The sequence below is a fragment of the Paenibacillus sp. FSL R10-2788 genome, assembly GCF_038003885.1.
Lineage (GTDB): Bacteria > Bacillota > Bacilli > Paenibacillales > Paenibacillaceae > Paenibacillus_AQ > Paenibacillus_AQ odorifer.
This window is the reverse complement of sequence record NZ_JBBOQA010000001.1, coordinates 6,258,960-6,281,145: the sequence shown is the minus strand read 5'-3', so window position 1 is coordinate 6,281,145 and position 22,186 is coordinate 6,258,960. Positions and strand designations below refer to the sequence as shown.

The 22,186-nt window shown below is 46.7% G+C and carries 20 protein-coding genes, 14 tRNA genes and 4 rRNA genes; 35 read left to right on the top strand and 3 right to left on the bottom strand.

Going from position 1 to position 22,186, the window contains the following annotated elements; genetic code table 11:
- The first annotated feature begins 147 nt into the window (after window positions 1-147).
- Window positions 148-969 carry a PPK2 family polyphosphate kinase gene (locus NSQ50_RS27940; RefSeq protein WP_051491135.1) on the top strand — a complete coding sequence of 274 codons (822 nt, stop codon included), beginning with the start codon at window positions 148-150 and terminating at the stop codon, window positions 967-969.
- A 50-nt stretch (window positions 970-1,019) separates the two neighbouring features.
- On the opposite strand, the gene pdaB is transcribed toward NSQ50_RS27940, so the two are convergent.
- On the bottom strand, window positions 1,020-1,823 hold the full coding sequence (pdaB, locus tag NSQ50_RS27935; RefSeq protein WP_036680629.1) for a polysaccharide deacetylase family sporulation protein PdaB: 804 nt from the start codon (window positions 1,821-1,823) through the stop codon (window positions 1,020-1,022).
- A gap of 108 nt (window positions 1,824-1,931) precedes the next feature.
- Here pdaB and NSQ50_RS27930 point away from each other — a divergent pair, with 108 nt between their 5' ends.
- The 20 genes from NSQ50_RS27930 to NSQ50_RS27835 all read left to right on the top strand — a co-directional run bounded on the left by NSQ50_RS27930 (window position 1,932) and on the right by NSQ50_RS27835 (window position 9,766).
- Complete coding sequence (locus NSQ50_RS27930) at window positions 1,932-2,543, top strand: stage II sporulation protein M (protein WP_036680630.1); 612 nt, start codon at window positions 1,932-1,934, stop codon at window positions 2,541-2,543.
- 253 nt (window positions 2,544-2,796) lie between these two features.
- Window positions 2,797-3,027, top strand: a complete 231-nt coding sequence (locus NSQ50_RS27925; protein WP_036680631.1) for a hypothetical protein — start codon at window positions 2,797-2,799, stop codon at window positions 3,025-3,027.
- Between the two features lie 359 nt (window positions 3,028-3,386).
- A 16S ribosomal RNA gene (locus tag NSQ50_RS27920) occupies window positions 3,387-4,944 on the top strand.
- A gap of 124 nt (window positions 4,945-5,068) precedes the next feature.
- Window positions 5,069-5,185, top strand: a 5S ribosomal RNA gene (gene rrf / locus NSQ50_RS27915).
- 46 nt (window positions 5,186-5,231) lie between these two features.
- Window positions 5,232-5,308: transfer RNA gene (locus NSQ50_RS27910), tRNA-Ile, on the top strand.
- 24 nt (window positions 5,309-5,332) lie between these two features.
- Window positions 5,333-5,408: transfer RNA gene (locus tag NSQ50_RS27905), tRNA-Ala, on the top strand.
- Between the two features lie 139 nt (window positions 5,409-5,547).
- Window positions 5,548-8,474: ribosomal RNA gene (locus tag NSQ50_RS27900) — 23S ribosomal RNA — on the top strand.
- Window positions 8,475-8,548: 74 nt separating this feature from the next.
- A 5S ribosomal RNA gene (gene rrf / locus NSQ50_RS27895) occupies window positions 8,549-8,665 on the top strand.
- The 16S, 23S and 5S rRNA genes sit together here with 14 tRNA genes alongside, the layout of an rRNA operon.
- Before the next feature lie 6 nt (window positions 8,666-8,671).
- Window positions 8,672-8,747: transfer RNA gene (locus tag NSQ50_RS27890), tRNA-Asn, on the top strand.
- Window position 8,748: 1 nt separating this feature from the next.
- Window positions 8,749-8,824, top strand: a tRNA-Thr gene (locus NSQ50_RS27885).
- Window positions 8,825-8,835: 11 nt separating this feature from the next.
- Window positions 8,836-8,910: transfer RNA gene (locus NSQ50_RS27880), tRNA-Glu, on the top strand.
- A gap of 40 nt (window positions 8,911-8,950) precedes the next feature.
- Window positions 8,951-9,026 (top strand) — tRNA-Val (locus NSQ50_RS27875).
- A 43-nt stretch (window positions 9,027-9,069) separates the two neighbouring features.
- A tRNA-Gln gene (locus tag NSQ50_RS27870) sits at window positions 9,070-9,144 on the top strand.
- 5 nt (window positions 9,145-9,149) lie between these two features.
- Window positions 9,150-9,222 (top strand) — tRNA-Lys (locus NSQ50_RS27865).
- A gap of 16 nt (window positions 9,223-9,238) precedes the next feature.
- Window positions 9,239-9,322 (top strand) — tRNA-Leu (locus tag NSQ50_RS27860).
- 6 nt (window positions 9,323-9,328) lie between these two features.
- A tRNA-Gly gene (locus NSQ50_RS27855) sits at window positions 9,329-9,403 on the top strand.
- Between the two features lie 7 nt (window positions 9,404-9,410).
- Window positions 9,411-9,487, top strand: a tRNA-Arg gene (locus tag NSQ50_RS27850).
- A 32-nt stretch (window positions 9,488-9,519) separates the two neighbouring features.
- Window positions 9,520-9,593: transfer RNA gene (locus tag NSQ50_RS27845), tRNA-Pro, on the top strand.
- An 11-nt stretch (window positions 9,594-9,604) separates the two neighbouring features.
- Window positions 9,605-9,678, top strand: a tRNA-Gly gene (locus tag NSQ50_RS27840).
- 14 nt (window positions 9,679-9,692) lie between these two features.
- Window positions 9,693-9,766, top strand: a tRNA-Pro gene (locus tag NSQ50_RS27835).
- Window positions 9,767-9,866: 100 nt separating this feature from the next.
- Here NSQ50_RS27835 and NSQ50_RS27830 read toward each other — a convergent pair.
- Together NSQ50_RS27830 and NSQ50_RS27825 are read right to left on the bottom strand one after the other, a co-directional pair.
- On the bottom strand, window positions 9,867-10,280 hold the full coding sequence (locus NSQ50_RS27830; protein ID WP_076223626.1) for an ImmA/IrrE family metallo-endopeptidase: 414 nt from the start codon (window positions 10,278-10,280) through the stop codon (window positions 9,867-9,869).
- A gap of 28 nt (window positions 10,281-10,308) precedes the next feature.
- On the bottom strand, window positions 10,309-10,740 hold the full coding sequence (locus NSQ50_RS27825) for a helix-turn-helix domain-containing protein (RefSeq protein WP_038573442.1): 432 nt from the start codon (window positions 10,738-10,740) through the stop codon (window positions 10,309-10,311).
- A gap of 288 nt (window positions 10,741-11,028) precedes the next feature.
- Between NSQ50_RS27825 and NSQ50_RS27820 the strand changes: the two genes are divergently transcribed.
- The 14 genes from NSQ50_RS27820 (at window position 11,029) to NSQ50_RS27755 (ending at window position 22,178) form a co-directional block, all read left to right on the top strand.
- Complete coding sequence (locus tag NSQ50_RS27820) at window positions 11,029-11,526, top strand: ArpU family phage packaging/lysis transcriptional regulator (protein ID WP_038574900.1); 498 nt, start codon at window positions 11,029-11,031, stop codon at window positions 11,524-11,526.
- Window positions 11,527-12,059: 533 nt separating this feature from the next.
- Window positions 12,060-12,473 carry a phage tail terminator family protein gene (locus tag NSQ50_RS27815; RefSeq protein ID WP_076141912.1) on the top strand — a complete coding sequence of 138 codons (414 nt, stop codon included), beginning with the start codon at window positions 12,060-12,062 and terminating at the stop codon, window positions 12,471-12,473.
- Window positions 12,470-12,649 carry a hypothetical protein gene (locus NSQ50_RS27810; protein ID WP_036681241.1) on the top strand — a complete coding sequence of 60 codons (180 nt, stop codon included), beginning with the start codon at window positions 12,470-12,472 and terminating at the stop codon, window positions 12,647-12,649. Before NSQ50_RS27815 ends, NSQ50_RS27810 begins: the two co-directional genes overlap by 4 nt.
- Window positions 12,649-13,971, top strand: a complete 1,323-nt coding sequence (locus tag NSQ50_RS27805) for a phage tail sheath family protein (RefSeq protein WP_076223610.1) — start codon at window positions 12,649-12,651, stop codon at window positions 13,969-13,971. Before NSQ50_RS27810 ends, NSQ50_RS27805 begins: the two co-directional genes overlap by 1 nt.
- A 1-nt stretch (window position 13,972) precedes the next feature.
- On the top strand, window positions 13,973-14,443 hold the full coding sequence (locus NSQ50_RS27800; protein WP_036681245.1) for a phage tail tube protein: 471 nt from the start codon (window positions 13,973-13,975) through the stop codon (window positions 14,441-14,443).
- Between the two features lie 126 nt (window positions 14,444-14,569).
- Window positions 14,570-14,992, top strand: coding sequence for a phage tail assembly chaperone (locus NSQ50_RS27795; protein ID WP_036681247.1), 423 nt, complete (start codon window positions 14,570-14,572; stop codon window positions 14,990-14,992).
- Window positions 14,993-15,186: 194 nt separating this feature from the next.
- Entirely contained in the window at window positions 15,187-17,232 is a 2,046-nt protein-coding gene (locus NSQ50_RS27790; protein WP_038573435.1) for a hypothetical protein, read from the top strand.
- A gap of 1 nt (window position 17,233) precedes the next feature.
- Window positions 17,234-17,986, top strand: coding sequence for a LysM peptidoglycan-binding domain-containing protein (locus NSQ50_RS27785; RefSeq protein ID WP_076105552.1), 753 nt, complete (start codon window positions 17,234-17,236; stop codon window positions 17,984-17,986).
- A 9-nt stretch (window positions 17,987-17,995) separates the two neighbouring features.
- Window positions 17,996-18,958: an XkdQ/YqbQ family protein gene (locus NSQ50_RS27780; RefSeq protein ID WP_340949841.1), complete on the top strand. Its 963-nt coding sequence runs from the start codon at window positions 17,996-17,998 to the stop codon at window positions 18,956-18,958.
- A 5-nt stretch (window positions 18,959-18,963) separates the two neighbouring features.
- Window positions 18,964-19,260, top strand: coding sequence for a DUF2577 domain-containing protein (locus tag NSQ50_RS27775; protein ID WP_036681399.1), 297 nt, complete (start codon window positions 18,964-18,966; stop codon window positions 19,258-19,260).
- Window positions 19,257-19,688 carry a DUF2634 domain-containing protein gene (locus tag NSQ50_RS27770; protein ID WP_076099869.1) on the top strand — a complete coding sequence of 144 codons (432 nt, stop codon included), beginning with the start codon at window positions 19,257-19,259 and terminating at the stop codon, window positions 19,686-19,688. The genes NSQ50_RS27775 and NSQ50_RS27770 overlap by 4 nt, the downstream gene beginning before the upstream one ends.
- Entirely contained in the window at window positions 19,681-20,739 is a 1,059-nt protein-coding gene (locus NSQ50_RS27765) for a baseplate J/gp47 family protein (protein ID WP_076105554.1), read from the top strand. Before NSQ50_RS27770 ends, NSQ50_RS27765 begins: the two co-directional genes overlap by 8 nt.
- A gap of 1 nt (window position 20,740) precedes the next feature.
- A complete protein-coding gene (locus tag NSQ50_RS27760) occupies window positions 20,741-21,154 on the top strand; it encodes a hypothetical protein (RefSeq protein WP_036681259.1) in 414 nt (137 codons plus the stop codon).
- Between the two features lies 1 nt (window position 21,155).
- Window positions 21,156-22,178: a DUF2793 domain-containing protein gene (locus tag NSQ50_RS27755; protein WP_076105555.1), complete on the top strand. Its 1,023-nt coding sequence runs from the start codon at window positions 21,156-21,158 to the stop codon at window positions 22,176-22,178.
- Window positions 22,179-22,186 lie beyond the last annotated feature (8 nt).

The window sequence follows — 22,186 nt, the reverse complement described above, 5'->3', positions numbered from 1 at the left end:
CTAAGTAGATGCTTCCGAAGCGAGTTTTGTACGTAGTAATACAAAGCGTAGCATCGCTCACAAAACTAAGTAGATGCTTCCGAAGTGAGTTTTGTACGTAGTAATACAAGCGTAGCAACGCTCACAAAACTTTTAGGAGGGGAATATATGGACATCAAGCGCTATATGATAAAAGACACAAATGAAATCCAGCTTAACAAGCTGGACCCGGACGATACAGGTAACTTTAAATCAAAAAAAGAAGCAGAAGCCAAAACAGAGCAGTTAAAGGAACGGTTGGCAGAACTTCAAGATATTCTTTTTGCACAGAAAAAGCACTCACTACTCGTAATTCTGCAAGGGATGGATTCCAGCGGTAAGGATGGAACGGTTAAACACATTTTTTCAGGGATCAATCCACAAGGCTTTATAGTGACCAGCTTCAAGAAACCTTCTCTGGAGGAAGCAGCTCACGATTTCTTATGGAGAGTGCATCAAAAGACACCCCCTAAAGGCTACATCTCTGCATTTAACCGCTCACACTATGAAGATGTATTGGTACCGCGGGTACATGGGGGACTGAAAAAGGATGACTTGAAGCGCCGCTTTCGTTACATACGGCAGTTTGAGGAGATGCTGGTGGAAGAGGGAACGACAATTATCAAGCTTTTTCTGCATATTTCAAAAGAAAAGCAGCTTAAGAAAATCAAAGAACGGCTTGAAGATCCCAAAAAACACTGGAAATTCGACGCAAGTGATCTACAGGAGCGGGAGTTTTGGGATGATTACCAAGAGGCATATGTAGATGTTTTTAAGGAGTCTAGTATTGATAAAGCACCCTGGTACTGGATACCAGCCAATCATCAATGGTACCGCAACTATTTGGCCTTATCCATCGTTGTAAAGACACTGGAGAGTCTGGATCTGAGCTATCCGAAGCTGAATACCCCCACACCCGACATATCGGAGCTCATTTCCCCGCGTCATTAATATTTGGATAAGACCAACATCTATTGCGGTACCTAAGATTGGGAGGAGCGTTACAGCCCAGCAGCATCCTCTAAGGCACTATTTAGTGAGGCCGAGTCACGAACCTCTTTACCCTCTGCGTTGCTTTGGCTGATCAGCTCAGAGACGGTAACGAATTCATAACCTTGTCTGCGGAGCTCATCGATAATTTGCGGAAGAGCTTCGTGAGTTTGTTTGCAGGAATCGCTGGCATGCAGTAGAACGATATCACCAGGATGTGCTTTAGTCGTTACACGCTTCACGATATTGTCTACACCTATGTTCTTCCAGTCTAGAGAGTCTGTGTCCCACTGGATGACTTTGTAACCAAGATCATTGGCCACTTGCAGAACTCTTTTGTCAAAATCACCATTAGGCATACGAATTAGATTGGGTTCTTTACCGGTTAATTCTGTAAGCACAGTGTGAGCCGTTGTGATCTGAGTGCGAATCTCTTCGTTACTTAGAGTGCTGTAATTGACGTGTTTATGGCCATGACTGCCAATTTCGAATCCTGCGTTTTTGATGCTTGTTACAATATCGGGGTGAGTCTTACTCCATGGTGACGATAGGAAGAAGGTGGCTTTGTCCACTTTCTTGTCTTCAAGTACCTTCAAAATTGGTTCGGGTCTCTTTTCCCCCCAGCTAATATCGAAGGTTAGGGCAATCAGCTTCTTCTCTGTTGGCACACTGTAAATGGCAGAAGGTCCAGCCTCAGAAAAAACGGTGATATTACCCCTCTCGACATAGACAACTCCAGCAGCAAGAAGCACAGCGGCGAAGATATAGATGAACCTTTTGATCTTTTTGCCGCTGAATACATAAAAAGAATTCATTAATGACAGCGCTCCTCTCCCATGCGAAATGCTTGTTTGTTCTAAATGTATGCTCGTACCGCACGGTTATGACCTAAGAAACAGAGATCACAATTTCAGGAGGTATTTATGTTGTCGTTCTTCACGTTTGTTAAAGATATTAAATCGATCCGCAAGGCTTTGCTGCTATCCTGTCTGCTCTTCGTAATAGGAGCGGTTGTTGGCTGGGTAGCCACAAGTAGTCTGGAAAAACTATTGGTTCAGCAATTGGAAGGGCTAAGTGAGATCAGCGGAAACTTAAGAGACACCTCTAATCCGCAATGGAACTTCTTTGTATTTATATTTTTGAATAACGCCATCAAGGGCGTGGTTATTATTTTCCTGGGAGCGTTGTTCGGCATATTGCCAGCTATATTCTTATTTATAAACGGAGCGGTAATTGGCTACTTGATACATTTATCCGCACTGCAAGGACAGGATTTGTTCGATTTAATCGTAAAAGGATTACTGCCACACGGGATTATAGAGATTCCGGCAATCATTATCGCTTGTGCCTTTGGACTGCATTTTGGCGGGAAAGTGATTTCAAGTTTATTTCGATCTACAGATAGAAAAGAGGAGAGAAGCGCAGACTGGTCTGCTTTCATGCGTCAAACACTTACGGCTTCCATATGGACTGTAATCCTGTTATTTGTTGCAGCCATTATTGAAAGTACAATTACTTTTTCACTTTTATCATAAAACTTCCGGGAATAGAGCATAACATTAAGGGCGTTCATCCAAGGATTGCCTAAAGGTAAGGAGTATATAATCGACACGAAACCATAAAGGGAATTTTTAATAATTATGGTTATAAAAAGAGGACTCCGGTTAATCTAGTGTAAGAGGATCTTAAGGCAGCTTTCTCCATGAGATGTTACTTACTGTTTATGCACAAAAGTTTTGGGGGTTTAGAGAAGGTGTTAATTGCAACTTCATGAAGGAGGCCAAGCATATGTTGGGAATGTTGTTTAACGAAAAGGAATGCAAGGAACTGGATTATGTTTTGAGAAAAGAACTAGATGAGATGCTGTTAGATTTGAGTGATCAGCGCTTGGACCAAAATATCAGGCACGCCATCGCTAATAGATATAAGACTGTATTCCGGATGTATGCTCGCTTCGCTCCTCAGAAAGAGCTTTCCAAGTATGCATGGGGTGGACGTTCTTCTCAGTATAAACACTGAAGATATACGAGAATTGCTACAGTTTTATAAAGTTTTCAGATTATTTAATAAAATAGCTTGACTAAAAAGGAGTGCTCATGATAAATTATATCTCGCGCTCCTTTTGCTTGTGTAAAAGGGAAGCGGAAGGCAAGAAAAATTGAAAAAAAAGATTTTTCAAAAAAAAGACTTGCCAAACAGCTTAACACTGTGATATATTATAAAGGTCGCCGCTGATAAACAACGACGACGAAATGAGAGACATTGATCTTTGAAAACTGAACAACGAGTGAGTAGGAAATCACGCAAGTGAAATCCAAATTAGAGAATTAATTTTCTCGTCAGATGTTTCAAAATGAGCATATCGCTCTTTTCAATACTAATTGGAGAGTTTGATCCTGGCTCAGGACGAACGCTGGCGGCGTGCCTAATACATGCAAGTCGAGCGGAGTTATTTTGAAAGCTTGCTTTCAAAATAACTTAGCGGCGGACGGGTGAGTAACACGTAGGCAACCTGCCCTTCAGACTGGGATAACTACCGGAAACGGTAGCTAATACCGGATAATTTCTTTTTTCTCCTGAGAGAAGAATGAAAGACGGAGCAATCTGTCACTGAGGGATGGGCCTGCGGCGCATTAGCTAGTTGGTGGGGTAACGGCCCACCAAGGCGACGATGCGTAGCCGACCTGAGAGGGTGAACGGCCACACTGGGACTGAGACACGGCCCAGACTCCTACGGGAGGCAGCAGTAGGGAATCTTCCGCAATGGGCGAAAGCCTGACGGAGCAACGCCGCGTGAGTGATGAAGGTTTTCGGATCGTAAAGCTCTGTTGCCAGGGAAGAACGTCCGGTAGAGTAACTGCTACCGGAGTGACGGTACCTGAGAAGAAAGCCCCGGCTAACTACGTGCCAGCAGCCGCGGTAATACGTAGGGGGCAAGCGTTGTCCGGAATTATTGGGCGTAAAGCGCGCGCAGGCGGCTATTTAAGTCTGGTGTTTAAACCTTGGGCTCAACCTGAGGTCGCACTGGAAACTGGGTGGCTTGAGTACAGAAGAGGAAAGTGGAATTCCACGTGTAGCGGTGAAATGCGTAGATATGTGGAGGAACACCAGTGGCGAAGGCGACTTTCTGGGCTGTAACTGACGCTGAGGCGCGAAAGCGTGGGGAGCAAACAGGATTAGATACCCTGGTAGTCCACGCCGTAAACGATGAGTGCTAGGTGTTAGGGGTTTCGATACCCTTGGTGCCGAAGTTAACACAGTAAGCACTCCGCCTGGGGAGTACGGTCGCAAGACTGAAACTCAAAGGAATTGACGGGGACCCGCACAAGCAGTGGAGTATGTGGTTTAATTCGAAGCAACGCGAAGAACCTTACCAGGTCTTGACATCCCTCTGAATCTGCTAGAGATAGCAGCGGCCTTCGGGACAGAGGAGACAGGTGGTGCATGGTTGTCGTCAGCTCGTGTCGTGAGATGTTGGGTTAAGTCCCGCAACGAGCGCAACCCTTAACTTTAGTTGCCAGCAGGTAATGCTGGGCACTCTAGAGTGACTGCCGGTGACAAACCGGAGGAAGGTGGGGATGACGTCAAATCATCATGCCCCTTATGACCTGGGCTACACACGTACTACAATGGCCGGTACAACGGGAAGCGAAGCCGCGAGGTGGAGCCAATCCCATCAAAGCCGGTCTCAGTTCGGATTGCAGGCTGCAACTCGCCTGCATGAAGTCGGAATTGCTAGTAATCGCGGATCAGCATGCCGCGGTGAATACGTTCCCGGGTCTTGTACACACCGCCCGTCACACCACGAGAGTTTACAACACCCGAAGTCGGTGGGGTAACCCGCAAGGGAGCCAGCCGCCGAAGGTGGGGTAGATGATTGGGGTGAAGTCGTAACAAGGTAGCCGTATCGGAAGGTGCGGCTGGATCACCTCCTTTCTATGGAGAATCGTTCTCTGCAATGAGGACATTCAAATCGGAAGCTAAGCTTCCACGATAGAACCCTCGGGTTCGAACACTCACTCGTGTTCAGTTTTGAAAGAGCAAGTCTCTTTCGTATGCGTTTGGTGGCGATAGCGGAGGGGTTCCACACGTACCCATCCCGAACACGACCGTTAAGCCCTCCAGCGCCGATGGTACTTGGACCGAAGGGTCCTGGGAGAGTAGGACGTTGCCAAGCGGACAACCAATTCATTGGTTGATTCACAATGTTATATATGTTATATGGGCTTTTAGCTCAGTTGGTTAGAGCGCACCTCTGATAAGGGTGAGGTCGGTGGTTCGAGTCCACCAAGGCCCACCATATAACATTATAGAGTAATTTTATGGGGCCATAGCTCAGCTGGGAGAGCGCCTGCCTTGCAAGCAGGAGGTCAGCGGTTCGATCCCGCTTGGCTCCACCATAAATTTTTAAATGAATAACTTTTTCAACTTGATCCTTGAAAACTGGATACCGAAACGAATTTGCGTTTTAGAACATCTTTTAGCAACTTGTGCAAACAAGTAAATGTTATTAGTGAGATTTTTCTTCGGAAAAATCAAGGTTAAGCTAATAAGAGCACACGGAGGATGCCTAGGCGCCAGGAGCCGACGAAGGACGTGGCGAACAACGAAACTGCCTCGGGGAGCTGTAAGCAAGCTTTGATCCGGGGGTGTCCGAATGGGGAAACCCAGCTGTGGTAATTCGCAGTTACTCATACCTGAATACATAGGGTGTGTAGAGGCAGACCAGGGGAACTGAAACATCTAAGTACCCTGAGGAAGAGAAAACAATAGTGATTCCGTCAGTAGCGGCGAGCGAACGCGGAACAGCCTAAACCTAAGAGCTTGCTCTTAGGGGTTGTGGGACGTCTCACATGGAGTTACAAAGGAATATGGTAGGTGAAGAGGTCTGGAAAGGCCCGCGATAGAGGTAAAAGCCCTGTAACCTAAACTGTGTTCTCTCCGAGACGGATCCCGAGTAGTGCGGGGCACGTGAAACCCCGTATGAATCCAGCAGGACCATCTGCTAAGGCTAAATACTACCTGGCGACCGATAGTGAAACAGTACCGTGAGGGAAAGGTGAAAAGCACCCCGGAAGGGGAGTGAAATAGAACCTGAAACCGTGTGCTTACAAAAAGTCAGAGCCCTATTAATGGGTGATGGCGTGCCTTTTGTAGAATGAACCGGCGAGTTACGTTTAACATGCAAGGTTAAGCCGAGAAGGTGGAGCCGCAGCGAAAGCGAGTCTGAATAGGGCGATTTAGTATGTGGACGTAGACCCGAAACCGTGTGATCTACCCCTGTCCAGGGTGAAGGTGCGGTAACACGCACTGGAGGCCCGAACCCACGTACGTTGAAAAGTGCGGGGATGAGGTGGGGGTAGCGGAGAAATTCCAATCGAACTCGGAGATAGCTGGTTCTCCCCGAAATAGCTTTAGGGCTAGCCTCGGTATAAGAGTAGTGGAGGTAGAGCACTGATTGGGTGCGGGGTCCGCAAGGATTACCAAGCTCAGTCAAACTCCGAATGCCATATACTTATTGCCGGGAGTCAGACAGTGAGTGCTAAGATCCATTGTCAAAAGGGAAACAGCCCAGACCATCAGCTAAGGTCCCCAAGTGTGTGTTAAGTGGGAAAGGATGTGGAGTTGCACAGACAACCAGGATGTTGGCTTAGAAGCAGCCACCATTGAAAGAGTGCGTAATAGCTCACTGGTCGAGTGACTCTGCGCCGAAAATGTAACGGGGCTAAACACACCACCGAAGCTATGGCTAGATACGTATGTATCTGGGGTAGGGGAGCGTTGTGTAGGGGTTGAAGGTGTACTGAAAAGAGCGCTGGACACTACACAAGTGAGAATGCCGGTATGAGTAACGAAAAGATCAGTGAGAATCTGATCCGCCGAAAGCCCAAGGTTTCCTGAGGAAGGCTCGTCCGCTCAGGGTAAGTCGGGACCTAAGGCGAGGCCGAAAGGCGTAGTCGAAGGACAACAGTTTGAAATTACTGTACCACCGTAATCCGCTATGAGCGATGGGGTGACGCAGGAGGGTAGTGACGCGGACTGATGGATGTCCGTCTAAGCAGTGAGGCTGATGTGTAGGCAAATCCGCACATCATTAAGGCTGGGCTGTGATGGGGAGCGAAAATTATAGTAGCGAAGGTCATGATCTCACACTGCCAAGAAAAGCCTCTAGCCAGGAGAAGGTGCCCGTACCGCAAACCGACACAGGTAGGCGAGAAGAGAATTCTAAGGCGCGCGGAAGAACTCTCGTTAAGGAACTCGGCAAAATGACCCCGTAACTTCGGGAGAAGGGGTGCCCCGGTAGTGTGAATAGCACGAGGGGGCCGCAGTGAAAAGGCCCAAGCGACTGTTTAGCAAAAACACAGGTCTGTGCGAAGCCGCAAGGCGAAGTATACGGGCTGACGCCTGCCCGGTGCTGGAAGGTTAAGGGGAGTGGTTAGGGGTAACCCGAAGCTATGAACCGAAGCCCCAGTAAACGGCGGCCGTAACTATAACGGTCCTAAGGTAGCGAAATTCCTTGTCAGGTAAATTCTGACCCGCACGAATGGCGTAACGACTTGGGCGCTGTCTCAACGAGAGATCCGGTGAAATTTTAATACCTGTGAAGATGCAGGTTACCCGCGACAAGACGGAAAGACCCCATGGAGCTTTACTGCAGCTTGATATTGAATTTGGGTACGATCTGTACAGGATAGGTGGGAGCCGTAGAAATCGGAGCGCAAGCTTCGGTGGAGGCGCCGTTGGGATACCACCCTGATCGTATCTAGGTTCTAACCTAGTACCCTTACCGGGTACGGGGACCGTGTCAGGCGGGCAGTTTGACTGGGGCGGTCGCCTCCTAAAGAGTAACGGAGGCGTTCCAAGGTTCCCTCAGAATGGTTGGAAATCATTCGCAGAGTGCAAAGGCATAAGGGAGCTTGACTGCGAGACCTACAAGTCGAGCAGGGACGAAAGTCGGACTTAGTGATCCGGTGGTACCGCATGGAAGGGCCATCGCTCAACGGATAAAAGCTACCCTGGGGATAACAGGCTTATCTCCCCCAAGAGTCCACATCGACGGGGAGGTTTGGCACCTCGATGTCGGCTCATCGCATCCTGGGGCTGAAGTAGGTCCCAAGGGTTGGGCTGTTCGCCCATTAAAGCGGTACGCGAGCTGGGTTCAGAACGTCGTGAGACAGTTCGGTCCCTATCTGTCGTGGGCGCAGGAAATTTGAGAGGAGCTGTCCTTAGTACGAGAGGACCGGGATGGACGTACCGCTGGTGCACCAGTTGTTCCGCCAGGAGCATGGCTGGGTAGCTACGTACGGACGGGATAAGCGCTGAAAGCATCTAAGCGTGAAGCCCCCCTCAAGATGAGATTTCCCAATTAGTAAGACCCCTTGAAGACGACGAGGTAGATAGGTTGGAGGTGGAAGTGCAGCAATGCATGGAGCTGACCAATACTAATCGGTCGAGGGCTTATCCTATACTTAGAATGCAGATTCGTTTCGGATTCAGTTTTCAGGCGATTAAGCCTGAGCATTTACGCTGTAAATGCCCGTTTGGTGGCGATAGCGGAGGGGTTCCACGCGTACCCATCCCGAACACGACCGTTAAGCCCTCCAGCGCCGATGGTACTTGGACCGAAGGGTCCTGGGAGAGTAGGACGTTGCCAAGCGGATATTCCCTGATAGCTCAGTTGGTAGAGCACTCGACTGTTAATCGAGTTGTCACAGGTTCGAGTCCTGTTCGGGGAGCCATGCTCTCATAGCTCAGCAGGTAGAGTGCTTCCATGGTAAGGAAGAGGTCACCGGTTCGAATCCGGTTGAGAGCTCCACAGATTTGCAAGGCCCGTTGGTCAAGGGGTTAAGACACCTCCCTTTCACGGAGGTAACATGGGTTCGAATCCCATACGGGTCACCAACTTTTACTTGTACTTACCCTTAGAGGGTCCCATAGATATGGAGGCTTAGCTCAGCTGGGAGAGCATCTGCCTTACAAGCAGAGGGTCGGGGGTTCGATCCCCTCAGCCTCCACCATAATCTTCCTAAGAGATTATGGGCAACATAGAGGTACCATCAATGGGGATTAGCCAAGCGGTAAGGCAACGGACTTTGACTCCGTCACTCATAGGTTCGAATCCTATATCCCCAGCCAAGTGCGAGCCATTAGCTCAGTTGGTAGAGCACCTGACTTTTAATCAGGGTGTCGAAGGTTCGAGTCCTTCATGGCTCACTTTTATTATTATCATGCGCGTGTGGCGGAATGGCAGACGCACCAGACTTAGGATCTGGCGTTTCACGACGTGGGGGTTCAAGTCCCTTCACGCGCACCACTTATTGCGGACGTGGCTCAGCGGTAGAGCATCGCCTTGCCAAGGCGAGGGTCGCGGGTTCGATTCCCGTCGTCCGCTCCATAATTTTGCGCCCTTAGCTCAGCTGGATAGAGCGTTTGACTACGAATCAAAAGGCCGGGAGTTCGAATCTCTCAGGGCGCGCCATTTTTATTATTAAGCAATTATAGTATTTATAACGGGATGTAGCTCAGCTTGGTAGAGCACCTGGTTTGGGACCAGGGGGTCGCATGTTCAAATCGTGTCATCCCGATTTTCACCTTTGCGGGTGTAGTTCAATGGTAGAACTTCAGCCTTCCAAGCTGATAGCGTGGGTTCGATTCCCATCACCCGCTCCATAATTTTATAGTAACGGGATGTAGCTCAGCTTGGTAGAGCACCTGGTTTGGGACCAGGGGGTCGCATGTTCAAATCGTGTCATCCCGATACTCAGCTTAATCGCTGCTCAAAAGCTCTTACTTCGGTAAGGGCTTTTTTGTTATGTATTGAATAAACATATAAATACAGCCTAAGAACGTATGTTCTATTATTCCTCCAAAAAAAATCGGACTTCCGGTGGAATTCCAATCCGTAGATAATAGTTTCTCCATGATTCCTCTTGTTCGGGGCTTCTGCCCGAAGAAAGTAATTTTACAGCAAAGACATTAGCTTGACGTTCAAGCTTCCCAGGAGAGAAATAGGAGCTTTCCTCCAGAAAAAAGCGATTGATCCCCTTGTGAAGCCGATCATGCCCTAATTCATGCGCACAAACGAAGCGCTGCCATTCTACAGGCAACTCATTATGAATGACGATAAACCTTCTTCTTAGTTTTCGATAATATAATCCCTTTGTGCCAGTCCCCAGGTTCATGAAATGAATTTGAATGCCTAGTGCTGCGGCAAGCTCGAACGGGCAGTTGGTTTTATATTTTTTAATCAGACTATTGATCAGTTCATCCATGTTCTTCACCTGCAGCATGTTAGTATAGTTATTTAGTGTCTTTGGATTTTTTTCTCTTATTCATCTGTTTGGCTTCCCAGAACAATCCGGTTAGTACATCTTTTATCCTCTGTTTATCTTCTTTGTCTAATGGAATCCCATCAAACATCAGCTCTCCATCATCCTCTAGCATTTTTCGAAAGTCTCGTTTATCTTTGCTTGTAGCCCAATCTGGGACAGCCTCATCGCTTGAAAGAGTCTGGTCCTGCAAATACCCTGCCTGATCCATTAGCTCCTCGTAGGGGACGCCAGTGGCCTCAGCAATTTTGCGTAACGTGGTTGGTTTAGGAACCCCTCTTAATCCATTCTCAATCCGGGAAATTTGCGAACCGCTAATTCCGGCTGCTGCTGCTAATTGATTAATGGTGAGTCCCTTTGTTTCCCGAAGATGCTTCATATAATCCCCGAATTCCTGTTTCATCTCAACTCACTCCTTATTGGCTGTAACCTTATGATAATAATATAAGCCATTTTTGCCAATAGGTAAACAACAAAGCGTATATTATTGCCAAAAGGCAAGATAATGGAGGGATATACGCTCTTTTTCGATAAAAACAGCCTAAAACGGGGTTTTACGAGATTGGTAAAGAAGTGGTATATTATAGAAAAATACGAACAGAATACGAACAAGATTTATTTTATCACATTGGGCTGGAAAATTCCGCAAATTAAATCTCATTCAGTTAAACCCAAAAGGAGTGCATAAATGATGAACATATCAACTTTACCAGAGTTGGACCGTCGCCGAACCCAGGTCGCTATAGAGAGCATGTTGGAGAAATACCGTATTTTTAAGACCGTTACATTTGAAGCTAAAGAAGCTAGCACAACTTATTCATACACAGAAAGATTTCATGGTCCTACTAACACTGTAACTGATCAAACTGCTGCGATAGCTTCTTATAATGTGGACATCCCCGCCGCAAGGAGAGCTTATTGTTCCGCAATAGACTCTGTGGTAGAGAGACTCGATACAAGAGAACAGCAGCTGGTACGGGAAAGGTATATGAGAAGAGACGAGATGTACGATTATACGATTTACAATCATGTGTTTGATCCACCGGTAAGTAAGGACACTTACGTGAAGATACGCTCGAAGGCTTTTTACAAGATGGCATTAGCGTTAACGGATCTCGGTTTACTATCTCTGCAAACTTTAGTAACAACAGCGCCTAGGGTAAAGAAAGAGAAAATGAGTATTACTTAATAGAAATAGAATAGTGTGATTAGTAAAGAAGACTGTATCGTCCGAGTGGATGATGCGGTCTTTTTTTGAATTATAAAGAAAGTATAAGTTTCAGGATGTACTTTATCCTTATAATCCTCGCACAAAAACTTGCCGTCCATAAAAGGAGGGACGAAGGCTCTTAAGCTTGTCTTCAATTATGTTCCTCCGAAAAACCGCTCTATACCATCCAAAAGCTAGCCAAAACCTCGTCCGTTTACCCTCTCCGCAAGGAAAATATGGGGGTATGATTATAACATGGCAAATGAAGCAAAAGAACACCGCAAGAGCATGAATGCTCTGCTAATAGTTCCGCCCTAAGGGTGATGAGAACAAACCTAGCGGTGAAAGATTCTTCTCGCATTTGCCTAATGAAGAAGGGATATTATCCAACCTCGGATAGTATCCTTTTTTCTTAAATCTAGTTGAGGGGGTGTCTGCTTAATGTTCATGCAGTTGAAGGTTAACACCATCAAGGATCGACGAACGGTCGCAGATCAGAAAGGAATGGAGTGATGTCGGTACAACAATTGCGAGAACACATTACAAGTACACTTGAATGGTATTTTCCTGATGTGCCTGTATATGTAGAAGGAGAAAAACCTCAAACAGCCTATTTTCATCCCGGACTGATCTCAGCAACACTGGATCGGCAGCGGGAGGGCAGGTATTTAGCGGTCTACCGTTTTGGCATCCGTTATGAGCAAGGCAATTTGCTGGAAGCTGAGAGAATGGCAGATAAGCTAAGTGAGGCGATGGCAGGAATGGAGCAGGATGGTGGAGCTTTTCGTGTAGTTAGGCAAGCGTGGGAAGCTGGAACTGAAGGGCATGGGCCGCTGTTTACAGTTGACTATATGTTGTATTTGCAAAACGACAAGCCTGACAGCATTAAGATGGGACAAATGATTGGAGGAGAACGATTGAAATGAGTACTAAAGGGAGTAACGGGAATGGGTTCAGTAAGGAACAGATTGTGAATTCCTCACTTTTTACGCCGAGGGAAAAGGATATATTGAACGTTATTTTGCAGGATGGCAAGAACTATACGCTCGAAGAAGCAAAGCAATCTATGGGATTGTTCAAAAATAAGGAGGTAATGAACTAATGGCAGGCGGAACATGGACAACGCAAAATAAGGTGCGCCCTGGGGTGTACGTAAATGTAGCATCAAATCAAGGTGCCATCGGCAAAATGGGAGAACGCGGGATTACGGCATTGGCGCTTGCCCTATCTTGGGGAGAACCGGGAGTAATCATGAAGATTACCCCGCAGGATGATGTGAATAAGCTGCTAGGAGTTGATTTGGAACATCCAACTCTATTGCCAGTGCGTGAAGCGCTGAAACGGGCGGGAACCTTGCTGCTCTATCGATTGAATGAAGGCGTTAAAGCGGCAGTCACAAATAACGGTCTTCAGGTAACAGCTAAATATGGCGGTGTACGCGGAAATGATCTTTCGATTGTGATTGAGAAAAATATAGAGAATGTTGCTCTTTTTGATGTAAAGACGTTGCTTAATGGAACAGAACCGAACAAGCAAACAGTTGGAACGGCTGAGGAGTTGGTCGCGAACGATTATGTTCAATTCCAGAAAAATGGTGCAGAAGGCTTGAAGCTAATTGCAGGCATGCCGCTTACAGGGGGGGCTAACGGAACCGTGACGAATGGAGCACATAGTGACTTCCTGTCTGCTCTTGAGGTGCAAGAATTCCAAACCGTGGGTCTAGTATCGCAGGATAGTGCTCTCAAGGCACTCTACAGTTCTTTTGTGAGACGGCTTCGGGATACAGAAGGGAAAAAGGTACAGGCTGTACTATCCGATTATGCGGCTGCAGGTCATGAAGGTGTGATTAGCGTGAATAATGGGGTAGTACTGAGCGACGGAACTACGATTGATAACGTCAATGTCGTTGCTTGGGTAGCTGGTGCTACAGCAGCAGCTGCTGTTAATGAATCGCTGACTTATCAGGGTTATGATGATTCGGTGGATGCTGATGTAAGACTTAGCCATTCTGAGACTACAGCTGCGTTGCTAAAAGGAGAGCTTATCTTTACTTACAGTGGCGGACGGGCTGTGGTGGAACAGGATATTAATACATTTACCGCATTTTCACCGGACAAAGGCAAAGCATTCTCCAAAAATCGTGTACTTCGCGTGCTGGATGGAATTGCAAATGATATGAAGCGTATTTTTGAGAACTACTATATCGGTAAGGTCGCGAATAATGAAGATGGCCGTGCTCTTTTCTGGTCACAGTGTGCGACTTATATGAATGATTTGCAGGATATGGGTGCGATTGAGGGCTTTAACGCGCAGACAGATGTTGTAGTTGTGGCTGGTGCAGATAGTGACAGTATCGTGCTGGATGTGGCTGTGAAACCGGTAGATTCCGTAGAAAAAGTATATATGAAAGTGAAGGTGGTTTAAGATGGCATTTTTAAAAGCTAGTGATACGATTTCCGGCCAGGAGGGCCGTGCTTATGCTGTGATTGGTACGCAAACTGAAGAGATGTTCTATGTGAAAACTCTTGAAGCTACAGTAGAAAAAACAAAAGCAGAAGTGAAAACACTGGGCCGCCGGGGTGTTCAGCATAAAGCGACTGGATGGTCGGGCAGCGGTTCGATGACGATTTTTTATATGACTAGTCGTTTCCGCCAGATGATGCTCGATTATATGAATACGGGTGTTGATCAGTACTTCGATATTGAGGTTACGAACGAGGATCCATCGTCCAGCGTGGGGGCACAACGGATTATTCTAAAAGGGGTGAACCTCGATAGTGTCATCATGGCCTCACTCGATACAGAGTCAGACGCTCTGGAAGAAGAAGTTAGCTTTACCTTTGAAGATGTGCAGATTGTGCAAGCTTTTGGTGCTCCGGCAGGTTCCGGGCTTTAATTAAGACAACTAGATAGATTGGAGCAAGCAAGACCCGAACGTAGAATGAGCGACGGGTCTCTTCTCTGTCTATTGGCAGCTAGTAGCAGGAGAAGTATCTAAATAAATAATTCTAGGAGGAAGACAATGAGCGAATTAAGTTTGTTTTTTGCCCAAAATGTAGCATGTGACACGACCGAGGAGTTTGTGGTATCCCAGCGTTTTAAGGATAAGGAAGGAAATGCGGTGGCCTGGAAGTTGCGCAGTATGACTGAGGATGAGAATCAGGAATGCCGCAAGGCCGCAACCCGCAAAGTCAAAGGGAAAAACGGAGTGTATACCTCTGAAATTGAGCCTAACGATTATATGGCGAAGCTGATGACCTCAAGTGTAATGCATCCGGATCTAAAAAATGCTGAACTGCAGCGTTCTTATGGCGTACTTGGCGCTGAAACACTGCTGCGTAAAATGCTGCTTCCGGGTGAATTCGCGGCGTTGGGTGAGCGGGTGCAGGCCTTAAATGGTTTTGGCACGGACATGAACGAGCTGGTGGATGAAGTAAAAAACTAATCAACGAGGGCGATAGTGAAGCCAATTTTGCTTATTACGCCCTCCATGAGCTGCACATTTTACCCCATGAGCTGATGAAGCTGTCTTCCCGCGAACGCGCCGCAATATATGCGATGATTGCTGTTCGTGTGGAGAAGGAGAAGCGCGATCAGGCACGGAGTAAGGCGAGGAAGAGATAGTTAGGGGGTGAGAGAATGGCAGGTGTACAAAATAATATAGCTGGAATACAGCAAGTTTCCAATCAATGGATCAATGATATAACCAATCAGATTACAACACAGGTCTCGGCAAATATTTCAAATTCCTTTTCAGCAACCTTAAACCGTATCAGTATGAAAATAGTCAATAAACCCGTGTACAACATCACTAATAATTACAGTGCAGCTTATACCAGAATTCAAGCTTCTATTGGAGGTGCGGTTCAGGCTCAGGAGAGACTGAATGATGCGGCTGATAGAGGGGCTGGAGGAGCTGAAAAGCAAGCAGGAACCTGGGAAAAGCTTACGGGGGCCTTTGAAAAGGCTAAGGGTATGGTGGAAAAAGTTAAGGGTGTCATGGAGAAGGTGCTTGTGCCAGCTGCTGAGCAGCAAAAGTGGGAAGATCTTTTCAAAGCAAAAACCGGAAATGCTGATGTTGGTGTAGCTATGTTTGATAAATTCAAGAAGAGAGCGCTAGAAACCGGACAGGACGTCAGCAAGTCTATGGAAAGTGTCTTGTCGTTTTATCCTAAAACACAAAATACGGACCAGCTAGATAAGCTAATGGATTATTCCACAAGGCTTAGTATGATGTCTCCAGAAGGTAAGGATATTGGCGATACTTCATCAGCTATTAATTCTGCATTTGATGGAGACTCTAGTGACTTAGCATCGATGCTTCAGGTAGATGAAGAGGAGCTTGGTGGACTCGACCTAGTAGCCAGTACGGGGAACATGGGCGCTTTTTTAAGTACTTTGGGAGATATCATGACAACGGCAGGTATGACGAGTACTTCGCTGCAAACCATGATGGATTCACCCGTAAATCAGTGGCAGACACTTCTTGGAAACTATAACAATTCCTTAGCTGGCATGGGACAAGGGGCACTTGCAGCATTTTCTCCGCTGTTAAGCATTCTTAACGATGCGTTCTCAGAAGGAACCTTTCAGCCTATTATCGATGGGATGGCCATTGGATTGGCTATTATAGCACAAGGTTTTTCACAAGTTGTACAGGGAGCCTTATTCCTTTGGAGTGTTCTTAGCAGCACGTTGCCTTATGTAGTACCCATTCTTTTGGGAATTGTTGCTGGGATTATTGCTTATAAAATTGCTATGGGTGCAGCAGCAATCGCAACAAATATGTCAGCAATTGCGACTGGGATCGCTACCGCAGCGCAAGGGATTTACAACGCTGTGTTAAATGCCAATCCTATTGCGCTTGTAATTGGACTTGTTATTGCACTTATTGTGGCTTTTTTAGGAATTGTTGCAGCTCTTCAGCCAGTAAGAGATTTTCTTGCCAATATGTTCAGGGCTCTCGGACAGATCGTTGCAGATTTTGTAGGTTATGTGATTGATCTATGGACCGGATTTATTAATGGTATCATTGATGCTGCCAATTTTTTATTAGGTGGTATTAATAAAGTAATTGGGGCTGTTGGTAAATTTATAGGTATAGAATCAGAGATTAATCTTCATCTTGAACGGGTTGACAGCAGTCAATTTAAACAGAACGTGGAGATGAGCATTGAAAATACTTTTGATACGGCTGCGAAATATACGCAAGAATTTGATGTTAACAAATTTAAAGAAAGCCTAAACGTAGGGGGGAATACGAATAACGAGACTACAATCAATCAATGGAATACTACTCATCAAGATGATTCAACGAAACCTCCGAAATCGCCTACCATTCCTGAGGTTCCAGTAGTTCCTGTGACGAAAACTCCTGCGTTAAATACGCCTTCCGCTGTAGGTTCTTTTCAAAATGCAGGAGTACCTGGTAATCTGAACACCGTCAACCGTGTGAACGAGCTCGGCTCCATCAACGACACCGTAGACATCTCCAGTGATGATCTGAAAATGCTCCGCGAGCTGGCCGAGATTCAGGCGATCCAGAATTTTGTGGAGCTTACGCCGACGGTGCAGGTGACGACCGGAAATATTAACAATGCCGGAGACATTGATACGATTATCAACAAGATCGGGCAAAAGCTGAACGAGGAGTTTGTCTCTACGGCGCAGGGGGTGTATACGTAACGTGGAAGAGTACGGGATTTTTTTGGGTTTTAATAATCAGGAGGATGCAATCCGGCTGCCAGTCAATCCAGAGACCTTGGAAATCAAGGAGAGTGGAGATGGAAAAAGCTATACCATTATCGATCTGGGTGAGATCAATACGATTGCTTATCCGAAGCTTACGGAGATCACGATTGAAAGTATTTTTCCGGCACAAAGGTATCCGTTCGTATTGGTGCAGGAGGACGGGCTGAAGAGACCTTTTGAATATGTGGAGCTTATTAAGAAATGGATGACGAGTCGTCGGCCCATTCGGTTTGTGTTCTCCGGTGTGAGGTATCCCGATGATACGAAAAAGGATAAAAAGAAGTTAAACAAACCACAGAAATGGCTAGAGGAATCTTCAATTAGTGAGGATGCATCTTTAAAAATTGATTTTGCTGTGAATATGGCTATGAGCATCGAAGGTTTCACTTGGAAGCTTAGTGCGGGTACGTCAGGGGATATTGAATATTCGTTATCTCTCAAAAAATACGTATTCTATCAGGCGGTAGCTGTGAAGGTTGTTAAAGGTGAAGTGAAGGCGGAGCAGAAGAGGGCCAATGAAAAGGCAAAGCCTACTACCTATACCTTAAAAGCTGGAGACAGTCTATGGAGCATCGCTCAAAAAAACCTAGGAGATGGCTCGAAGTACAAAGCCATTCAGAAGCTTAATGGCATTCCGGATAGTGAGCTGAAAAAGCTGCCCATCGGTAAAGTCATCAAGCTGCCGTAGGAGGCTGTTATGGAACTGCTAGTGAAGAATAAAGGAGGGAATATATGGGATATTTCTGGCATAGTCTCAGATATTTCTTGGAAAACTGCACGGTCAGGTAAACCGTCAACGCTAGAGTTAACGCTTGTGGACAACGGAATTTATCAGCTCCCCAAGTTCGGGATTAGCAACGGTGATATTATTCAGTTCAGTAAAGATAATGTAGATGTATTTTACGGATTTGTGTTCAGCATTGATACGGGCTCGGATCAAGAGATTAAGCTGACTGCCTATGATCAGATTCGTTATTTGCTGGGCAATGGTAGTTATGTTTTGCAGGATGTTACGGCTAGTGATGTGATCAAGAAAATAACAACGGACTACGGATTAAAGACAGGTGTGCTGGAGGAGACAGAGTACCGGATTCCTTCTTTAATTGAAGATGACAAAAAGCTGTTGGACATCATTATGGGAGCCATCGGCAGTGAGCTTCAGTTTAAGGGGCGGCTGATGGCTTTTTACGATGATTTTGGGAAGCTGACGCTGCGTAAACCGGATTCTATGCTGCTTAACCTGGTGCTGGGAGCGGGGCATTATCTGTACGATTATTCGCTCAAAAAAAGTATTGATGACGATACGTACAACACGATTTTTCTGTACAAGGACAACGAGGCATCGGGCAAACGCGATTTCTATCCGGTCAGTGACAAGGACAATGTGAAACGCTGGGGTATCCTGCACTTGTATCAAAAGGCTGATGACAAAGCGAATGCTGCACAAATTCAGGAGAAGGCAAACAATCTGCTGAAAATGCACAATCGTGAAAAGCTTAGTCTCTCCATACAGGCGATTGGTGATATGCGTGTAAGAGCAGGCAATTTCATTTATGTCCTATTGGATGAATTCGAGACTCAATTGTTTCTGGTGGACCAATGCAGCCATAAGATTTCTGGAGGGGAGCATACAATGTCCCTCGATATTAAGGTGGTGTAGAAATGATGTTAGATATTATTAAAAAAGCAAGTCTAGGAGCCGTGGGAAGTACAAATCCCGTGGCTTTTTCTTATGGAACGGTAACGGTGGCAGCTCCTTTGCAGATTCAGGTGGATCAGCGGTTTGTTTTATCGGGGAATGCGTTAGTGCTGCCTGAATCGGTAATGGAAAGCAAGATCGACATCGAGGGCAAAGAAGTAATACTTCGGCGAGGATTAGCGAGTGGGGACCGCGTATTAATGGTTCGAATGCAGGGCGGACAAAGCTACATTGTTCTGGATCGGCTGGTGAGTCCGATATGATCCCGGCGATTGGAAAAGCTGGACCGATAACGGCCCTGCTTGAGGGGGAGGTCAACCTTGAGCGTGGGGAAAGTCCTAGTCTTACGTACCGAATGGATTGGGAGAGAAAAAGGATTACAGGCCAAACGGATGGACTGGAAGCAGTTCAACAGGCAGCGGCAAAAATTTTGCGAACCGATCGGTTTGAACATCTGATTTACAGTTCGGATTACGGAACAGAGTGGCGGTTGGTGCTTGGCAAGGATCGGCTGCTGGTTAGAGCTGAAATCAGACGTATCGTTAGTGAGGCACTACTTCAGGATGAACGAATCCTTAGCTTAGAGAATATTGTTGTTTCGTTTACCGGAGATAATCTAACTTTTGACTGCAAGGTCGTCACACGTTACGGAAATTTTCAGCTGAGAAAGGAGTGGAATGAGGATGTATGAGGATCAGACGTATGAGGCTCTTTTGGAGCGGATGCTGGACCGGATTCCATCAGGATTGGATAAACGCGAGGGCAGCATCATTTATGACGCGTTGGCTCCAGCAGCCGCTGAGTTGGCACAGATGTATATTGAGCTGGATGTGAATAATAATCTGTATTTTGCAGATACGGCTACCGGAGAGTACTTGGAGCGAAGCATCTCCTGGTCAGGCATTGTAAGGCGTGAAGCCAGCAAGGCACAGCTGAAAGGGATTTTTTATAAGGCGGATGGAGGATTGTTGGATGTTCCACTCGGCAGCCGCTTCTCACTCGAAATGCTGAATTATACGGCTGTGGAGAAGTTATCTCCTGGAGTGTATCGCTTGGAAAGTGAAACCGCTGGAGAAGAAGGAAATCGATATTTTGGCTCTTTACTGCCAGTGGATTATATTTCAGACCTAGCGCGCGGAGAAATAGCTTCTCTTCTGATCCCTGGGGAGGACATTGAAACGGATGATGCGCTACGCCAGCGTTATTTGGATTCAGCCAGACGCCCAGCTACTAGCGGAAATAAATATCACTATATGGAGTGGGGACTGCAAGTTCCGGGTGTAGGAGGCGCACGTGTTTTTCCATTATGGAAAGGTCCTAAAACTGTGAAGGTGATTATTGTGGACGCCGAAAAAAAACCTGCATCCGAGCTGTTGGCGGCTCAGGTGCAGCAATACATTGATCCGGTCTCAGGAGCGGGTGAGGGACAAGCACCGGTAGGGGCTGTGGTGACCGTGGCGCCGGCTGCGGGCAAAAACATCAGTATAAGCGCCAAGGTAACCCTTGCTTCTGGCTATGCACTGCAAGCTGTAAACCAAGGCTTTCAGGTGATGCTTGAGCAATATCGCAAGGAGAAGGCTTTTTCAGCAACCTATATCAGTCAGTCTGTCATCGGGGCATTATTGCTTGCTACTGAAGGAGTCGCGGATTACACAGAGCTGAAGTTGAACAGTGGAGCGGGCAATGTGATGTTGAACGAAGAAGAAGTACCGTTGTTCGGTAACGTTCTACTGGAGGTGTAGCATGGGTTATCCAGAGCAAATTGATATTTTTCAAGAAAAACTTAATAAAAAAGCAAACGGTAGCAGCTATGTTATCGAAGAGAGATTACCGCTTGTAAATGGCGTTTACAGTGGTCTTCTAGCGCATGACAATATTAATAATCAGACCATTGCGGTGTACACAGGGTCACAGTATTCCGGGATCGAGCTACGCAATTTCACTGTGTCTTTTCCGGATGAGGCGCCCTGGCGGCGGTTGATTAAGATTTTTGCCGATGTGCCTGAGGTATATGTGACTTACGAAACCCCCGGCGATACGGTTGAAGCAGAGGATATTAACGGTTTGCAGGTGAGTCTTACCGCTGTCCAAACTGAAATAGAGCGTTATAAGAACAAAGGCCAGATTGACGGAGGATCATTTAGAAGAGAGGTGTAAAATGGCACAGACCATACAAATAAAGCGGGGTACAAAGGCTGAGCTAACGAGTTATGGCGTGTTGAAGGCAGGTGAGCTTGGTTTTTGCAGTGATACTAAGGAAGTTTATATTGGTGACGGCACGTCCAATTCCATGGTCGGCAGGGCGCTGTCAGGGCCAGAAGCTTCGCGTCCGGTTGCAGGATCCGTTGGTCGTTTGTATTACGTGACTACGGGTTCGAATAGCGGATATTTATATTTTGATGATGGGGCAGCATGGCGGCGGGTGAATGCGCAGAAGCTTACCGATCTGACAGGTACAATTGATGATATCGCTGATGGAGCAACCTATGCGAAGGTGCTTAAAGCGGATATTAGTGCGGGACATATCAATAAAGTATCGGATGGGACAAATGTAAAGACTGCCGCTGAGATCAAGACTCACATTGATGATGTGGCCAAGCACCGGACGATCAATGATGCGGGGACTACGATTACAGACTTGTGGTCTGCGCAAAAGATTAAAAATGAAATTGAGCTGGCTAAGCATAACATCGAACCGCAAGCATCGGTAAAAGACCAGAACCTGCTGGCTCCACCTGCCAGTCCGGTTGAGGGGGATCGTTATATTATTCCAGCAGGGGCAACCGGGGCATGGGCGGGCAAAACGAATCAAATTGTTGAATACCAATCTGCCGCTTGGGTATTTTATGTTCCTGCCGTAGGTTGGACCGCTTACGTCGATGATGAGCAGAAGATTTACAGCTGGAACGGCAGCGCATGGGTACGTACCGGTGGTGCACTACAGACCATTACAGCCGGGAACGGGCTGATTGGTGGGGGTCAAGCCGATGCTGTGACGCTGAACATTGGTGCGGGCAATGGGATCACGGTCACTGCAGACGCGATTGCGGTTACCGCTGGAAAAGGAATCACCGTGGATGCAGCCGGTGTAGCTGTAAGTGTGGATGGAAGCAGTATCGTTTATGATGCTGCGAATGGCAATAAACTTACCGTGGCCAGTATTGATGGCGGAACATTCTAGGGGGCGGG

Bases quoted from the DNA above. Each gene is read 5' to 3' on its own strand.
- NSQ50_RS27940 (WP_051491135.1), top strand. From the start codon at position 148: ATGGACATCAAGCGCTATATGATAAAAGACACAAATGAAATCCAGCTT.
- pdaB (WP_036680629.1), bottom strand. From the start codon at position 1,823: ATGAATTCTTTTTATGTATTCAGCGGCAAAAAGATCAAAAGGTTCATC.
- NSQ50_RS27930 (WP_036680630.1), top strand. From the start codon at position 1,932: ATGTTGTCGTTCTTCACGTTTGTTAAAGATATTAAATCGATCCGCAAG.
- NSQ50_RS27925 (WP_036680631.1), top strand. From the start codon at position 2,797: ATGTTGGGAATGTTGTTTAACGAAAAGGAATGCAAGGAACTGGATTAT.
- NSQ50_RS27830 (WP_076223626.1), bottom strand. From the start codon at position 10,280: ATGGATGAACTGATCAATAGTCTGATTAAAAAATATAAAACCAACTGC.
- NSQ50_RS27825 (WP_038573442.1), bottom strand. From the start codon at position 10,740: ATGAAACAGGAATTCGGGGATTATATGAAGCATCTTCGGGAAACAAAG.
- NSQ50_RS27820 (WP_038574900.1), top strand. From the start codon at position 11,029: ATGAACATATCAACTTTACCAGAGTTGGACCGTCGCCGAACCCAGGTC.
- NSQ50_RS27815 (WP_076141912.1), top strand. From the start codon at position 12,060: ATGTCGGTACAACAATTGCGAGAACACATTACAAGTACACTTGAATGG.
- NSQ50_RS27810 (WP_036681241.1), top strand. From the start codon at position 12,470: ATGAGTACTAAAGGGAGTAACGGGAATGGGTTCAGTAAGGAACAGATT.
- NSQ50_RS27805 (WP_076223610.1), top strand. From the start codon at position 12,649: ATGGCAGGCGGAACATGGACAACGCAAAATAAGGTGCGCCCTGGGGTG.
- NSQ50_RS27800 (WP_036681245.1), top strand. From the start codon at position 13,973: ATGGCATTTTTAAAAGCTAGTGATACGATTTCCGGCCAGGAGGGCCGT.
- NSQ50_RS27795 (WP_036681247.1), top strand. From the start codon at position 14,570: ATGAGCGAATTAAGTTTGTTTTTTGCCCAAAATGTAGCATGTGACACG.
- NSQ50_RS27790 (WP_038573435.1), top strand. From the start codon at position 15,187: ATGGCAGGTGTACAAAATAATATAGCTGGAATACAGCAAGTTTCCAAT.
- NSQ50_RS27780 (WP_340949841.1), top strand. From the start codon at position 17,996: ATGGAACTGCTAGTGAAGAATAAAGGAGGGAATATATGGGATATTTCT.
- NSQ50_RS27775 (WP_036681399.1), top strand. From the start codon at position 18,964: ATGTTAGATATTATTAAAAAAGCAAGTCTAGGAGCCGTGGGAAGTACA.
- NSQ50_RS27770 (WP_076099869.1), top strand. From the start codon at position 19,257: ATGATCCCGGCGATTGGAAAAGCTGGACCGATAACGGCCCTGCTTGAG.
- NSQ50_RS27765 (WP_076105554.1), top strand. From the start codon at position 19,681: ATGTATGAGGATCAGACGTATGAGGCTCTTTTGGAGCGGATGCTGGAC.
- NSQ50_RS27760 (WP_036681259.1), top strand. From the start codon at position 20,741: ATGGGTTATCCAGAGCAAATTGATATTTTTCAAGAAAAACTTAATAAA.
- NSQ50_RS27755 (WP_076105555.1), top strand. From the start codon at position 21,156: ATGGCACAGACCATACAAATAAAGCGGGGTACAAAGGCTGAGCTAACG.